This is a genomic window from Burkholderia sp. BCC0322 (assembly GCF_902833045.1).
Taxonomy (GTDB): domain Bacteria; phylum Pseudomonadota; class Gammaproteobacteria; order Burkholderiales; family Burkholderiaceae; genus Burkholderia.
The window spans coordinates 115,518-130,260 of record NZ_CADFDU010000007.1; the positions used below are offsets into that span (position 1 = coordinate 115,518).

General features: G+C 67.9%; 10 protein-coding genes. 6 read left to right on the forward strand and 4 right to left on the reverse strand.

Going from position 1 to position 14,743, the window contains the following annotated elements; translation table 11 throughout:
- Positions 1-39: 39 nt before the first annotated feature.
- Entirely contained in the window at positions 40-3,972 is a 3,933-nt protein-coding gene (gene putA / locus HWX39_RS21190; protein WP_175969830.1) for a trifunctional transcriptional regulator/proline dehydrogenase/L-glutamate gamma-semialdehyde dehydrogenase, read from the forward strand.
- Positions 3,973-4,056: 84 nt separating this feature from the next.
- The gene (locus HWX39_RS21195; protein WP_175969831.1) at positions 4,057-5,196 is read left to right on the forward strand and encodes a branched-chain amino acid ABC transporter substrate-binding protein; all 1,140 of its coding nucleotides are present in this window, start codon (positions 4,057-4,059) and stop codon (positions 5,194-5,196) included.
- Positions 5,197-5,407: 211 nt separating this feature from the next.
- On the opposite strand, the gene HWX39_RS21200 is transcribed toward HWX39_RS21195, so the two are convergent.
- The 3 genes from HWX39_RS21200 to HWX39_RS21210 all read right to left on the reverse strand — a co-directional run bounded on the left by HWX39_RS21200 (position 5,408) and on the right by HWX39_RS21210 (position 9,422).
- A complete protein-coding gene (locus HWX39_RS21200; protein ID WP_175969832.1) occupies positions 5,408-5,818 on the reverse strand; it encodes a WW domain-containing protein in 411 nt (136 codons plus the stop codon).
- Between the two features lie 379 nt (positions 5,819-6,197).
- The gene (locus HWX39_RS21205) at positions 6,198-7,709 is read right to left on the reverse strand and encodes an AMP-binding protein (RefSeq protein ID WP_175969833.1); all 1,512 of its coding nucleotides are present in this window, start codon (positions 7,707-7,709) and stop codon (positions 6,198-6,200) included.
- Between the two features lie 60 nt (positions 7,710-7,769).
- Positions 7,770-9,422 (reverse strand): acyl-CoA dehydrogenase family protein, encoded by a 1,653-nt coding sequence (locus HWX39_RS21210; protein ID WP_175969834.1) that lies wholly within the window; start codon positions 9,420-9,422, stop codon positions 7,770-7,772.
- A 121-nt stretch (positions 9,423-9,543) separates the two neighbouring features.
- Here HWX39_RS21210 and HWX39_RS21215 point away from each other — a divergent pair, with 121 nt between their 5' ends.
- The 4 genes from HWX39_RS21215 (at position 9,544) to HWX39_RS21230 (ending at position 14,078) form a co-directional block, all read left to right on the forward strand.
- Entirely contained in the window at positions 9,544-10,212 is a 669-nt protein-coding gene (locus HWX39_RS21215; protein WP_175969835.1) for a TetR/AcrR family transcriptional regulator, read from the forward strand.
- Positions 10,213-10,632: 420 nt separating this feature from the next.
- Positions 10,633-11,787: a pyridoxal phosphate-dependent aminotransferase gene (locus HWX39_RS21220; RefSeq protein WP_175969836.1), complete on the forward strand. Its 1,155-nt coding sequence runs from the start codon at positions 10,633-10,635 to the stop codon at positions 11,785-11,787.
- 56 nt (positions 11,788-11,843) lie between these two features.
- The gene (locus tag HWX39_RS21225) at positions 11,844-12,632 is read left to right on the forward strand and encodes an ABC transporter substrate-binding protein (protein ID WP_175969837.1); all 789 of its coding nucleotides are present in this window, start codon (positions 11,844-11,846) and stop codon (positions 12,630-12,632) included.
- 15 nt (positions 12,633-12,647) lie between these two features.
- On the forward strand, positions 12,648-14,078 hold the full coding sequence (locus tag HWX39_RS21230; RefSeq protein ID WP_175969838.1) for an FAD-binding oxidoreductase: 1,431 nt from the start codon (positions 12,648-12,650) through the stop codon (positions 14,076-14,078).
- Between the two features lie 45 nt (positions 14,079-14,123).
- Here HWX39_RS21230 and HWX39_RS21235 read toward each other — a convergent pair whose 3' ends face one another.
- The gene (locus HWX39_RS21235) at positions 14,124-14,696 is read right to left on the reverse strand and encodes a PadR family transcriptional regulator (RefSeq protein WP_175969839.1); all 573 of its coding nucleotides are present in this window, start codon (positions 14,694-14,696) and stop codon (positions 14,124-14,126) included.
- Positions 14,697-14,743 lie beyond the last annotated feature (47 nt).

Consider the following 14,743-nt stretch of genomic DNA (forward strand, 5'->3'; position numbering starts at 1 on the left):
CCCCCTATCGCCGGGCTCGCACCGGCGCACGAACCCACCATGGCAAGCACGACTCTCGGCGTCAAAGTCGACGACCTTCTCCGCTCGCGCCTCAAGGACGCCGCCGCGCGCCTCGAGCGCACTCCCCACTGGCTGATCAAGCAGGCGATCTTCGCGTACCTCGAGCGGATCGAGCACGGCCAGTTGCCGCCCGAGTTGTCGGGCCACAGCGGCGTCACGGAGCTCGCCGACGGCCAGGCCGCGGACGGCGACGACGACAACTCGCCGCATCCGTTCCTCGAGTTCGCGCAGAACGTGCAGCCGCAATCGGTGCTGCGCGCGGCGATCACGGCTGCGTACCGCCGCCCCGAGCCGGAATGCGTGCCGTTCCTGCTCGGCCAGGCGCGCCTGCCCGCGAACCTGCAGGCGGACGTGCAGGCGCTCGCGACGAAGCTCGTCGAGGCGTTGCGCGAGAAGAGCTCGGGCGGCGGCGTCGAGGGGCTGATCCACGAGTTCTCGCTGTCGAGCCAGGAAGGCGTGGCGCTGATGTGCCTCGCCGAAGCGCTGCTGCGCATTCCCGATCGCGCGACGCGCGATGCGCTGATCCGCGACAAGATCAGCAAGGGCGACTGGCGCTCGCACGTCGGCCACGCGCCGTCGCTGTTCGTGAATGCGGCGACCTGGGGGCTGATGATCACCGGCAAGCTCGTGACGACCAACAGCGAAGCCGGGCTGTCGTCGGCGCTGACGCGCCTGATCGGCCGCGGCGGCGAGCCGCTGATCCGCAAGGGCGTCGACATGGCGATGCGCCTGATGGGCGAGCAGTTCGTCACCGGCGAGACGATCTCCGAAGCACTGGCGAACAGCCGCAAGTACGAAGCGCGCGGCTTCCGCTACTCGTACGACATGCTCGGCGAAGCGGCGACGACCGAAGAGGACGCGCAGCGCTACTACGCGTCGTACGAACAGGCGATCCACGCGATCGGCAAGGCAGCCGGCGGCCGCGGCATCTACGAAGGCCCGGGCATCTCGATCAAGCTGTCGGCGCTGCATGCGCGCTACTCGCGTTCGCAGCAGGACCGCACGATGAGCGAGCTGCTGCCGCGCGTGCGCGCCCTCGCGCTGCTCGCACGCCGCTATGACATCGGCCTGAACATCGACGCCGAAGAGGCCGACCGCCTCGAACTGTCGCTCGACCTGCTCGAGGCGCTGTGCTTCGATCCGGACCTCGCGGGCTGGAACGGCATCGGCTTCGTCGTGCAGGGCTACCAGAAGCGCTGCCCGTTCGTGATCGATTACCTGATCGATCTCGCGCGCCGCAGCCGTCACCGCCTGATGATCCGCCTCGTGAAGGGCGCGTACTGGGATTCCGAGATCAAGCGTGCGCAGGTCGACGGCCTCGAAGGCTATCCGGTCTACACGCGCAAGATCTACACCGACGTGTCGTACCTCGCGTGCGCGAAGAAGCTGCTCGCGGCGCCGGACGCCGTCTACCCGCAGTTCGCGACGCACAACGCCTACACGCTGGCCGCGATCTACCAGCTCGCGGGCCAGAACTACTACCCGGGCCAGTACGAATTCCAGTGCCTGCACGGGATGGGCGAGCCGCTGTACGAGGAAGTCACCGGCCGCGACAAGCTGAACCGTCCGTGCCGCGTGTACGCGCCGGTCGGCACGCACGAGACGCTGCTCGCCTACCTGGTGCGCCGCCTGCTCGAGAACGGCGCGAACACGTCGTTCGTGAACCGCATCGCGGATAAAACCGTGTCGGTGAAGGAGCTGGTCGCCGATCCGGTCGACGAAGCGTCGAAGGTCGTGCCGCTCGGCGCGCCGCACGCGAAGATCCCGCTGCCGCGCAACCTGTACGGCGACGAGCGCCCCAACTCGATGGGCCTCGACCTGTCGAACGAACACCGTCTCGCGTCGCTGTCGTCCGCGCTGCTCGCGAGCGCGCATTTCCCGTGGCGCGCGGCGCCGATGCTTGCCGACGACGCGCTCGCCGATGCGCCGGCCCGCGACGTGCGCAACCCGGCCGACCAGCGCGACCTGGTCGGCACGGTCAGCGAAGCGACGGCCGAACACGTGAGCGCGGCACTCGCGCACGCGGTGGCCGCCGCGCCGATCTGGCAGGCGACGCCGGTCGATGCGCGTGCCGATTGCCTGGTGCGCGCGGCCGACCTGCTCGAAGCGCAGATGCACACGCTGATGGGCCTGATCGTGCGCGAAGCCGGCAAATCGCTGCCGAACGCGATCGCCGAGATCCGCGAGGCGGTCGACTTCCTGCGCTACTACGCGGCACAGATCCGCGGCGAATTCTCGAACGACACGCACCGTCCGCTGGGCCCCGTGGTCTGTATCAGCCCGTGGAACTTCCCGCTCGCGATCTTCATGGGCCAGGTCGCCGCGGCACTCGCCGCCGGCAACACGGTCCTCGCGAAGCCGGCCGAACAGACGCCGCTGATCGCCGCCCAGGCCGTGCGCCTGCTGCGCGAGGCCGGCGTGCCGGCCGGCGCGGTGCAGCTGCTGCCGGGTACCGGCGAGACCGTCGGTGCGGCGCTGGTGGCCGATCCGCGTACGCGTGCGGTGATGTTCACCGGCTCGACCGAAGTCGCGCGCCTGATCAACAAGACGCTCGCCGCGCGCCTCGACCCGGACGGCAAGCCGATCCCGCTGATCGCCGAAACGGGCGGCCAGAACGCGATGATCGTCGACTCGTCGGCGCTCGCGGAGCAGGTCGTCGCGGACGTGCTGCAGTCGTCGTTCGACTCGGCCGGTCAACGGTGTTCGGCGCTGCGCGTTCTGTGTCTGCAGGACGACGTCGCGGATCGTACGCTGACGATGCTCAAGGGCGCGATGCACGAGCTGGCGCTCGGCAATCCCGACCGCCTGTCGACCGACGTCGGCCCGGTGATCGACGCCGAGGCGAAGCAGACGATCGACACGCACGTCGCGGCGATGAAGGACAAGGGGCACGCCGTCACGCAGCTGCCGGCGCCCGAGGCCTGTGCGCACGGCACGTTCGTGCCGCCGACGCTGATCGAGATCGGCAGCATCGACGAGCTGAAGCGCGAGGTGTTCGGCCCCGTGCTGCACGTGGTGCGTTACCGCCGCAGCCAGCTCGACAAGCTGCTGGAGCAGATCCGCGCGACCGGCTACGGCCTGACGCTCGGCATCCACACGCGGATCGACGAGACGATCGCGCACGTGATTTCGAACGCGCACGTCGGCAACATCTACGTGAACCGCAACGTGATCGGCGCGGTGGTCGGCGTCCAGCCGTTCGGCGGCGAAGGGCTGTCGGGCACGGGCCCGAAGGCCGGCGGCGCGCTGTACCTGCAGCGCCTGCTCGCGACGCGTCCGTCGGGCCTGCCGCGTTCGCTCGCGCAGATGCTGATCGCGGACGGCGCGGTGGAAGGCGACGCGCGCGGCAACCCGGCGGCGGCGCTCACGACGCTGCGCGACTGGCTGATCGAGCAGCGCGAGCCGGCGCTGGCCGCGCGTTGCGACGGCTATCTGGCCCAGGTGCCGGCCGGTGCGACCGCGGTGCTGACCGGTCCGACAGGCGAGCGAAACACGTATACACTCGGCCCGCGCGGCACGGTGCTGTGTGTCGCGGCGACGCCGGGCGGTGCGCGCGCGCAGTTCGCGGCAGTGCTCGCAACCGGCAACCGCGCGCTGTTCGCGGGCGCGGCCGGCGAGGCGCTGGTTGCCGCGCTGCCGGCGTCGCTGAAGGCTCATGCGACCGTGCGCAAGCAGGCCGACGCGCCGTTCGACGCGGTGCTGTTCGAAGGCGACAGCGACGAACTGCAGACGCTCGTGAAGGACGTCGCGCAGCGGCCGGGCCCGATCGTGTCGGTGCAGGGCGTGTCGGCGGGCGCGTTCGAGAACGGCGATGCGGAAGATTACGCGCTGGAACGGCTGCTGACGGAGCGCTCGGTGAGCGTGAACACGGCCGCGGCGGGCGGCAATGCGAATTTGATGACGATCGGCTGATCATCCTTGCCGTTCGGATCAAACAAAAGAAGCGGCAAGGCGATCCCGAAGCCGCTTCATTTACCCTGGTACCAAGGAGATGCTATGCAACACACGATGAAAAAGCTGGCAGGCGCGACGTTTGTCGCAGTCATGTCGCTGGCGGGGACGGCCCATGCGGATGACGTGAAGATCGGTTACGCAGGGCCGATGACGGGCGCGCAGGCGCACTACGGCAAGGATATGCAGAACGGGATCGTGCTCGCGATCGAGGATTTCAACGCGACGAACCCGAAGATCGGCGGCAAGCCGGTGAAGTTCGCACTCGACACGCAAGACGACCAGGCTGACCCGCGCACCGGCACGACGGTTGCGCAGAAGCTCGTCGACGACGGTATCAAGGGCATGCTCGGCCACTTCAACTCGGGCACGACGATTCCGGCTTCGCGCATCTACGCGAACGCCGGCATTCCGCAGATCGCGATGGCGACCGCACCGGAATACACGCAGCAGGGCTACAAGACGACCTTCCGCATGATGACGTCCGACACGCAGCAGGGCTCGGTGGCCGGCACGTTCGCGTCGAAGGATCTCGGCATGAAGAAGATCGCGATCGTCGACGACCGCACGGCCTACGGCCAGGGTCTCGCCGACCAGTTCGAGAAGGCCGCGAAGGCCGGCGGCGCGTCGATCGTCGACCGTGAATTCACGAACGACAAGGCGGTCGACTTCAAGGCGATCCTGACCAAGCTGAAGGCTGCTAAGCCGGATCTCGTCTATTACGGTGGCGCGGATTCGCAGGCGGCACCGATGGTCAAGCAGATGAAGACGCTCGGCATCACCGCTCCGCTGATGAGCGGCGAAATGGTGAAGACGCCGACGTTCCTGAAGATCGCGGGCAACGCGGCCGACGGCACGATCGCTTCGCTGGCAGGCCTCCCGCTGGAAGAAATGCCGGGCGGCAAGACGTACGCGGACAAGTACAAGAAGCGCTTCGGCGAAGACGTGCAGACGTACTCGCCGTATGCGTACGACGGTGCGATGGCGCTGTTCAACGCGATGAAGAAGGCCGATTCGACCGATCCGGCGAAGTACCTGCCGCTGCTCGCGAAGACCGACATGGCCGGTGTGACGTCGACGCACGTCGCGTATGACGCGAAGGGCGACCTGAAGAACGGCGGCATCACGATGTACAAGGTCGAGAAGGGCGAGTGGAAGCCGCTGAAGAGCATTGGCGGCAAGTAAGCAGGGCATGACGTGACATGACGCGCGGGCGGCGGCGCTTGTCGCTGCCCTGCCGATCATGCGAAAAAGCCACCGGGCCGTCGGGCTCCGGTGGCTTTTTCTTTGGTGGTACACGGCCGGCACGTCGTATGGATTTTGCAGGCGATGGTGCAGCAGGCTTGCCACATGTGTACATCAACGCCGCATCGCCGTGACTGGCGGCGGTATGGCGTTACTTGCCATCACAGCACTTGTTAGGGCAGTCGGGCAGGAAGGAAATTTCCACGCGCCGCCCATTGTCCACGTCGCCACGCGAGTAGACGCGGGCGCTCGTCTTGATGGTCCCGCGTAAAAAACCTAATTGCTCCAACAGCGCATACGCGGTTTGCATTCTTGATTGCGCAAGGGCCAGTGCGCTCCGTTCACTTTCCTCGGCATGGCCACTAATCAGTGTTGTTTCTTTGGTGAAGTGATTGGCGTAATAGACTTTTTGGTCAGCGGCCCATTTTGCGATGCGGGCGATTTCGGAATTCGATATGTGCGAGCTATCTATCGAGAAGTAGATGTCAAAATTCTCGCTGGCGATGCATGCAAATGCCGGATTGGCGGTGAGAAGGCTTAGGCTGAGAATTAACTTAAGCATTGTAAATTACGTATCCCGCAACACTGTCGGCATTGTTTATTGCTTGATTCGGATGGCATCCCATTTTCAATAAATGGAATGGCTATCTTGATACGCTATTCCAGATAAGAAACGTCGATCAATCGGACGAATATGATTCAGTACCGCTAACTTCTATTACTAGTTCAATTCCGCGTATTGCATCGGCCGCGCGTTCGGGAATGCATGGGTCAGCTTATGGGGCCGTGCGATTTCCTGGAGGGCGTTCGCATTCGTTACGTGGCAGTCCGAGGGAGACGCGGACAGGGAATGGTGCAGTATCCCGCTTTGATGAAAGATTGGGGGCGCGAGGGGAATATGAGTACGCGAGTTGCAAGTGCGTTGGCGCAAACGTGGGTACTCAGTCCCTGCGACGCACGCGCAGCAGGAACTTCTGCAGCTTGCCCGTCGGCGTGCGCGGCAGCGCCTGCGCGAACGTGAATTCGCGCGGGATCTTGTACGCGGCCAGCCGCTCGCCGCAGAACGCGCGCAGCGCGTCCGCGTCGGGCACGGCGCCCGTGCGCAGCACCACGTGCGCCACGACGGTTTCGCCCCAGTCCGGATGAGGCGCGCCGACGACGGCCGCCTCGGCGATGTCCGGGTGCGCGCCGAGCACGTCCTCCACTTCCTTCGAATAGACGTTCTCGCCGCCCGTCACGATCATGTCCTTCAGCCGGTCGACGATGAACAGGTAGCCATCCTGATCGATCCGCGCGATGTCGCCGGTGCGATACCAGCCGCCCGGCGCGAACGCGGCGCGCGTCGCGGCTGCATCGTCGAGATAGCCGAGCATCATGCTGTCGGTCTTCAGCCAGATCTCGCCGGTCTCGCCCGGCTGCGCGTCGATCCCGTCCATCCGCACGACGCGCAGGTCGACGCCCGGGCCGCCCTGGCGGCCGATCGAACCGGCCTTCGCGATCTGCTCGTCCGGATACAGCGTCGTGCCGGCCGGCCCCGCTTCCGTCATGCCGTACACCTGGAAGAACGCGTCGCTGCGATACGCACGCGCGAGACGTTCGGCCTGCGCGGGGCCGATCGGGCCGCCGCCATACAGCCAGGCGCGCACGCTCGACAGGTCGAACGCCGCGAAGCCGTCGACCGTGTCGAGCGGCAGCAGGTACGACACCGGCGCGCCGAAATACAGCGTCACGCGCTCGCGCTCGACGGCCTGCAGGAAGCGCAGCGGATGGTATTCGCGCAGCAGCACGACGGTGCCGCCCGCGACCAGCGTGCCGCCGAACCAGTTGTTGAGCGGCGACGCATGCCAGATCGGCATCGCCATCAGCGTGCGCTCGTGGCGGCCGATGCCGGTCGCGAGGGCTGCCTGCATCGCCGCGAGCGTCACGGTGCGGTGGCTGTGCACGCAGCCTTTCGGGTGGCCGGTCGTGCCGGACGTGTAGAGGATCTGCGCGATGTCGCCGTCGGCCGGCTCGATGCCCGCGAGGCCGTCCATCGTCGCGCACAGCGTGTCGAAGCACGGTACGCCGTCGAGCTCGCCTTCGGTCACCAGCCGTCGCGCGGGATGCACGATGCGTTCGGCCACCGGTGCGAGCGCCACGTCGAACAGCAGCACCTTGCTGCGGCTGTGTTCGAGCACGTAATCGACTTCCGGCGCCTGCAGCTTGTGGTTGATCGGCACGAACGTCGCGCCGAGCCGCCACGCGCCGAACATCAGGTCGACGAAGGCCGGCGTGTTGAAGCACATCGCGGCGACGCGGTCGCCGGCCGCGACGCCCAGCGCGCTCAGCACGGCTGCCGCGCGGTGCGAGCGCTCGCGCGCGGCAGCATAGGTGATCGTCGCGGATTCGCTGACGAGGAACGGCTTGTCGGGCGTCGCACGGGCGGCGCGGTCAAGGGCGGCGACGAGGTTCATCGGGGCTCCGGGCGGGCGATCGAGGGCGAACGGGGTCGTACTGAGTGATCCGAAATGACATCAGGCCGGATACGCGCGCTGCAGCAGCGCGGCGACGTCGATCGCGTGCGGATCGAAGCCGCCCGCGATGCGGCCCCAGTCGGGCGCGGCGAGCCGCGTCGCGACGAACGCGTCGGCGACGGCCGCCGGTGCATCGCGGCGCAGCAGGCACGCCTGCGCGACCACCGCGAGCCGCTGCGCGAACACGCGGCCCGATGCCTCGAGCGTGTCGGCCGGCGCCGCGAGCATCGCGCGCAGCGCATCGAGCGCCGCGCGGATGCGCGGTTCGCCCGCGCCGAGGTCGGCGAGTTCGGCGAACAGCGCGGCGGCCGCGTCGGGCTCGCGAGATATCGCGCGCAGCACGTCGAGGCACATCACGTTGCCCGACCCTTCCCAGATCGAGTTGACGGGCGCCTCGCGGAACAGCCGCGCGATCGGGCCGTCGTCGACGTAGCCGTTGCCGCCGAACACTTCCATCACCTCGCCGGTCAGCTCGACCGCGCGCTTGCATACCCAGAATTTCGCGGCGGGCGTGACGATGCGCTTCCAGGCGCGTTCGCGCGGCGAGTCGTCGCGCTCGAACGCGTCGGCGAGACGCATCGAGAGGGACAGCGCCGCTTCGCTTTCGAGCGCGAGATCGGCCAGCACGGTGCGCATCAGCGGCTGCTCGGCAAGTACGCGGCCGAACGCGTGACGCTGGCGCGTGTACGCGATCGCCTGCACGACGCCCTGGCGCAGCATCGCCGCGCTGCCGAGCACGCAGTTCAGCCGCGTGTAGGTGGCCATCTCGATGATGGTCGGAATGCCGCGGCCTTCGTCGCCGAGCATGATGCCCCACGCGTCGTTCAGCTCGACTTCGCTGCTCGAATTGCTGCGGTTGCCGACCTTGTCCTTCAGCCGCTGGATCTCGACCGCGTTCTTCTTGCCGTCCGGCCGCCAGCGTGGCACGTAGAAGCACGACGGGCCGCCGGCTTCGGTGCGCGCGACGACGAGGTGCGCGTCGCACATCGGCGCGGAGAAAAACCACTTGTGGCCGCGCAGCCGGTATTCGCCGCCGCGTCCGCCCGCGCCGACGGCGGTCGCGAGCGTCGTGTTCGCGCGCACGTCCGAGCCGCCCTGTTTCTCGGTCATCCCCATGCCGAACCAGATCGAGCGCTTGTCGGCGACCGGCACGTCGCGCGGATCGTAGTCGTCGCTGTAGAGCTTGTCGCGCAGCAGCGCCCACAGCGCGGGTTCCTTCTGCAGCACCGGGATCGCGGCCTGCGTCATCGTCGCCGGACATAGCGTGCCGGCCTCGATCTGGCCGTGCAGGTAGAAGCCGGCCGCGGTCGCGGCCCAGCGGCCGCGGCGCGACTCGCGGAATGCGAGCGACACGAAGCCTTCGTGGCGGTATTGGCCGAGCAGGGCGTGCCAAGCCGGGTGGAAGTCGACGCGGTCGATACGCCGGCCGCGCCGGTCGAAGGTGTTCAGCTCCGGCGTGTGGCGGTTCGCTTCGTCGGCGAGCCGTGCGGTGTCGGCGCTGCCGAGCCGCGCGCCGTACGCGTCGAGTTGCGGTACGGCCCAGTCGGCGCCCGCGCGGGTGAGCGCGTCGCGCAGCGCGATGTCCGTCGCGAAGAGGTTATAGTCGACCAGTTCGTTGAACTGGTTCGTGACGGCGTGAGTCGATTCGGTCATCGAGGTTGTCTCCGGTCTCATGCTTCGCGGGCGGCCGGCGCCATGCCGCACGGATGGCGCTTCGGCGCCGGTTCCGGCCCCCGGTAAAACGCATTCCCTGCTGATTTTCAGAGTAGCAAATATGCCGCCGCGACATGTTCAGGTTCCGGCGCCGCCCGGCCAGCCGGCGGCGCAACCCGCGCCCGCATTGCGCCGCCGGCCGCGCCAGTCGCGCGCGCAGGCGAGTTCCGACGCGCTGCAGCAGGCGTTCGTTCAGCTTTTGCTCGAACGCGGCTACGCGAAGGCGACGATCCGCGAAATCGCGGCTGTCGCGGGCGTCAGCATCGGCACCTTCTACGAGTATTTCGGCGACAAGCAGAGCCTCGCGGCGCTCTGCATCCACCGGCACGTGCTGGCGTTGGCCGACCGGCTGCGCGACGCCGTGGCGCAGCTGCGCGGCGCGCCGCGGGCCGAAATCGCCGCCGCGCTCGTCGACCTGCAGGTCGATGCGATCGGCGCCGACGCGGCGCTGTGGGGCGTGCTCTTCGCGCTGGAGCGGCAGGTGTCGCCGCTCACCGCCTACCGCCGGCATTACGACGCGTACGTCGCGCTGTGGCGCGACGCGCTCGCGCACGCGGCCGATCCGCCGCCGGCCGCACGGCTCGACGGGCTCGCGCGGATGGCGCACGCGATCTGCTACGGCGGTCTCTCGCAGGCGCTGCTGACGCTCGGGCCCGCGTTCGACATCGCCGCGCTGCGCGACGAACTGCGGGCCGTGCTGCTCGCCTACCTGGCCGCGGCGGGCCGGTAGCATTCCCGAGGGCCTGTTCACGCTAATGACGGGCTTGCGAACGAGCCTTGCCGGCTGTCCCCCAAGGGGACTTCCTTCGGGCGCGTGCAAGAAGCAAGGAGCGCCGTTTGGTCGAGCCAGACAAGCGATGCGCGACGCCGCAATGCGGCCGGCAACGCGCGTTCCCCCGTTTGGGAAAAATCATTCGTGGGGCCAGCGCAAGCCGTCATTAGCGTGAACAGGCGCTAGGGGAAATGCCTGATTCGCATGTCGCTCTGGCGGGCGTGCCTTGCCGCTGCGCGCACCTCTTTGCGCGCCATGAGAAAAATGCATGGCCGCCATGACGAACTTTCGATTGTCCGCCGATATTGGCTCGGGCTAAATCTTGCGGCAGATGCAGGCCGTGCGCGGCTTGCCCGAAGGACATCAGAAGGAGGAGTCATGCGAAGCGCGACCGCGCCCCGTTCGAAACTGCCCGACGTCGGGACGACGATCTTCACGGTGATCGGCCAACTGGCGGCTCGGCACGATGCGTTGAACCTGTCGCAGGGTGCGCCGAATTTCGCGCCCGATCCCGCGCTCGTCGAAGGCGTTGCGCGCGCGATGCGCGACGGGCACAACCAGTACGCGCCGATGGCCGGCGTCACGGCGCTGCGCGAGCGGCTCGCCGAGAAGACCGAGGCGCTGTACGGCACGCGTTATGACCCGGCCACGGAAATCACGGTGATCGCCAGCGCGAGCGAAGGGCTCTACGCGGCGATCAGCGCGCTCGTGCACCCGGGCGACGAGGTGATCTACTTCGAGCCGTCGTTCGACAGCTATGCGCCGATCGTGCGGCTGCAGGGTGCGACGCCGGTGGCGATCAAGCTGTCGCCGGAGCATTTCCGCGTGAACTGGGACGAAGTCGCCGCGGCGATCAACCCGCGCACGCGGATGATCATCGTCAACACGCCGCACAACCCGACCGCGACCGTGTTCTCGGCCGACGATCTCGAACGGCTCGCGCAGCTCACGCGCGATACCGGCATCGTGATCCTGTCCGACGAGGTTTACGAGCACGTCGTGTTCGACGGCGCGCAGCACCAGAGCATGGCGCGCCATCGCGAGCTGGCCGAGCGCAGCGTGATCGTGTCGTCGTTCGGCAAGTCGTTCCACGTGACGGGCTGGCGGGTCGGCTATTGCCTCGCGCCGGCCGAGCTGATGGACGAGATCCGCAAGGTGCACCAGTTCATGGTGTTCGCGGCCGACACGCCGATGCAGGTCGCGTTCGCGGAGATCCTCGCGCGGCCGGACAGCTATCTCGGCCTGTCGGCGTTCTACCAGGCCAAGCGCGACCTGCTCGCGCGCGAGCTGGCCGATTCGCGTTTCGAGCTGCTGCCGAGCGAAGGCTCGTTCTTCATGCTGGCGCGCTTCCGGCACTTCTCGGACGAGCGCGACAGCGATTTCGTGCTGCGCCTGATTCGCGACGCGCGTGTCGCGACGATTCCGCTGTCGGCGTTCTACACCGACGGCACCGACGCCGGCGTGATCCGGCTCAGTTTTTCGAAGGACGACGCGACGCTGGTCGAAGGCGCGCGGCGGCTGAGTTCGCTGTAAGGCCCGTACGGAAACCGGCGACGAGGACGTCGCATCGACCAGACCAGGAGATCACGATGAAGCACACGGCAACCCTGAAACTCGCATTCGCACTCGCGTGCGCAATCGGCTCCGGCGCGGCGCTCGCCGACGCGCAGACGCTGCGCTTCGGCCTCGAGGCGCAATACCCGCCGTTCGAATCGAAAGCGCCGAACGGCGACCTGCAGGGCTTCGACATCGACGTCGGCAATGCCGTCTGCCAGACGGCGAAGCTGTCGTGCAAATGGGTCGAGACGTCGTTCGACGGCCTGATTCCCGCGCTGAAGGGCCGCAAGTTCGACGCGATCAATTCGGCGATGAACGCGACCGAGCAGCGGCGCCAGGCGATCGACTTCACGACGATCATCTATCGCGTGCCGACCCAGTTGATCGCGCGCACCGGCAGCGGCCTGCTGCCGACGCCCGAATCGCTGAAAGGCAAGCGCGTCGGCGTGCTGCAGGCGTCGATCCAGGAAACCTTCGCGAAGGCGCACTGGGAGCCGGCCGGCGTCGCGGTGGTCGCGTACCAGGACCAGAACCAGGCGTATGCGGACCTCGTGGCGGGCCGCCTCGACGCGACGCTCGTGCTCGCACCGTCCGGCCAGCGCGGTTTCCTGTCGCGTCCGGACGGCAAGGGCTTCTCGTTCGTCGGCCAGCCGGTGCACGACGACAAGATCCTCGGCAGCGGCATCGCCTTCGGCATGCGCAAGGGGGACGACGCGCTGAAGGCGAAGCTCGATGCGGCGATCGACAAGCTGAAGGCGGACGGCACGGTGAAGTCGCTCGGCCTGAAGTATTTCGGCGATATCGACATCTCGGCGAAGTAAGCGGGGCCGCGCGCAATGCAGAACCGGAACACGGCCGCCGCGGGGGGCGAACAGGGCGGCGCATCGCTGTCGGGTGACGCGATCGAAGCCGTGTTCGTCGCCGAACTGGGCGATGCGCTCGTCATGCGTTCGGCCGACATCGATCCGCGTTACTTCACCGCGTACAACGAGCCGGCCGGCGTGCGGCCGCGCGCGCTGGTGCGCCCGCGCAGCATCGACGACGTGTCGCGCACGCTTGCGCTGTGCACGCGGCTCGGCCAGCCGGTCGTGCCGCAAGGCGGGCTGACGGGGCTCGCACGCGGCGCGGTCGCGCTCGGCGGCGAGGTCGTGCTGTCGATGGAGCGTTTCTCGGGCATCGAGGCGCTCGACGCGGCGGCCGGCACGATCACCGTGCGCGCCGGGACGCCGCTGCAGACGGTGCAGGAAGCCGCGGAGGCGGCGGGTTTCACGTTCGGCGTCGATCTTGGCGCACGCGGCTCATGCCAGATCGGCGGCATGCTTGCGACCAACGCGGGCGGCACGCGCGCGATCCGCTACGGGATGATGCGCGAGCAGGTGCTCGGGCTCGAGGCCGTGCTCGCGGACGGCACGGTCGTGTCGTCGATGAACCGGATGCTGAAGAACAACGCGGGCTACGACCTGAAGCAGCTGTTCATCGGCAGCGAGGGGACGCTCGGTGTCGTCACGCGCGCGGTGCTGCGGCTGCATCCGTTGCTCGCTGCACCGGCCACCGCGCTTTGCCGCGTGCGCGACTACGACGCGGTGGTCGGATTGTGGAACCGCGTGCGCACGCTGCCGGAGGTCGTCAGCTTCGAGGCGATGTGGCCGGCGTTCTACGACTACGTCGCGCGCCATACGCCGGGCGTCACCGCGCCGTTCGCAGGTGACGGCGGTTTTGCGGTGCTGATCGAGTGCGCGACGAGCGCGCCGCGCGGCGACGCGCACCACGCGCTGGAAACCGGCCTCGCGGCGGGGTTCGACGCAGGGCTCGTGGAGGATGCGGTGATCGCGACGTCGGAGCGGCAGGCGCGCGACCTGTGGACGCTGCGCGAAGGTCTCGCGATCGATGCGCTGCCGCATCTCGTCAACTTCGACGTGAGTCTGCCGACGGGCGAACTCGGCGCGTTCGCTGCGCGCTGCGAGGCGGCGCTGCGCTCGCGCTGGCCGGATGTCACGTGCCTGTTCTTCGGCCATGTCGGCGACGGCAACGTGCATATCGGCGTGTCGCTCGCCGGGATGACCGACGCGGACCTCGATGCGCTGGATCACTGCGTGTACGCGGTGGTGCGCGAGATGGGCGGCTCGGTGTCGGCCGAGCACGGGATCGGGGTGCTCAAGCGTCCTTATCTCGCCCACACGCGCAGCGACGCGGAAATCGGATTGATGCGACGCCTGAAGGCCGCACTGGATCCGCTCGGCATTCTGAATCCCGGCAAGGTGCTTTGATCGGGGCGATGCCCGTTGCCGGCTGGGGCCGGCCGGCGCGACGCGTCAGCCGTCCACCCAGCGCAGCGCGCCGATCTTCAGGTGTTCGACGACGCTGCGCGCCCATTCGAGTTCGGCATTGAGCAGCACGAGTGCGTGCTCGTTCTGCAGCAGGAACAGGCGCGGCACCTGATCGGCCTGCGCGGTGGCGCGCAGCGTTTCGAGGCGCTCACGCTCGGCGTCGAGCCGGGCGATCCGAAGCTCGAGCTGGTGGCGTGCATCCTCGGCGTCGAGCAGCGGCAGGAACGCGAGACCGGCGCCGAACGCCGGAAATTCACGCGCGGGCTCCGCGAGCAGCGCATGCAGCCACGCCCGCCCGGCCGTGTGCCCTGCCTCGGTCAGTGCATACAGCGTGCGCTCCGGGAACGCACCGTCGCGCTCGGTATCGTGCATGACGATCATCCCGTCGCGCAGCAGCCGGTCGATCGTCTGATAGAGGCTCGTGCGCTGGCGCACGTTGACGACTTCGTCGTACCCGCGCGCTTTCAGTTGCTGCAGCATCCCGTATGGATGCATCGGCGTTTCGGTCAGCGTCGCGAGGACGGCCAGCGCGAGCGGGGACGGACGACTGGTGGACATGAATAGTTATCCGATATCTAGTGTAAATATAACTATTCTCAACCAGA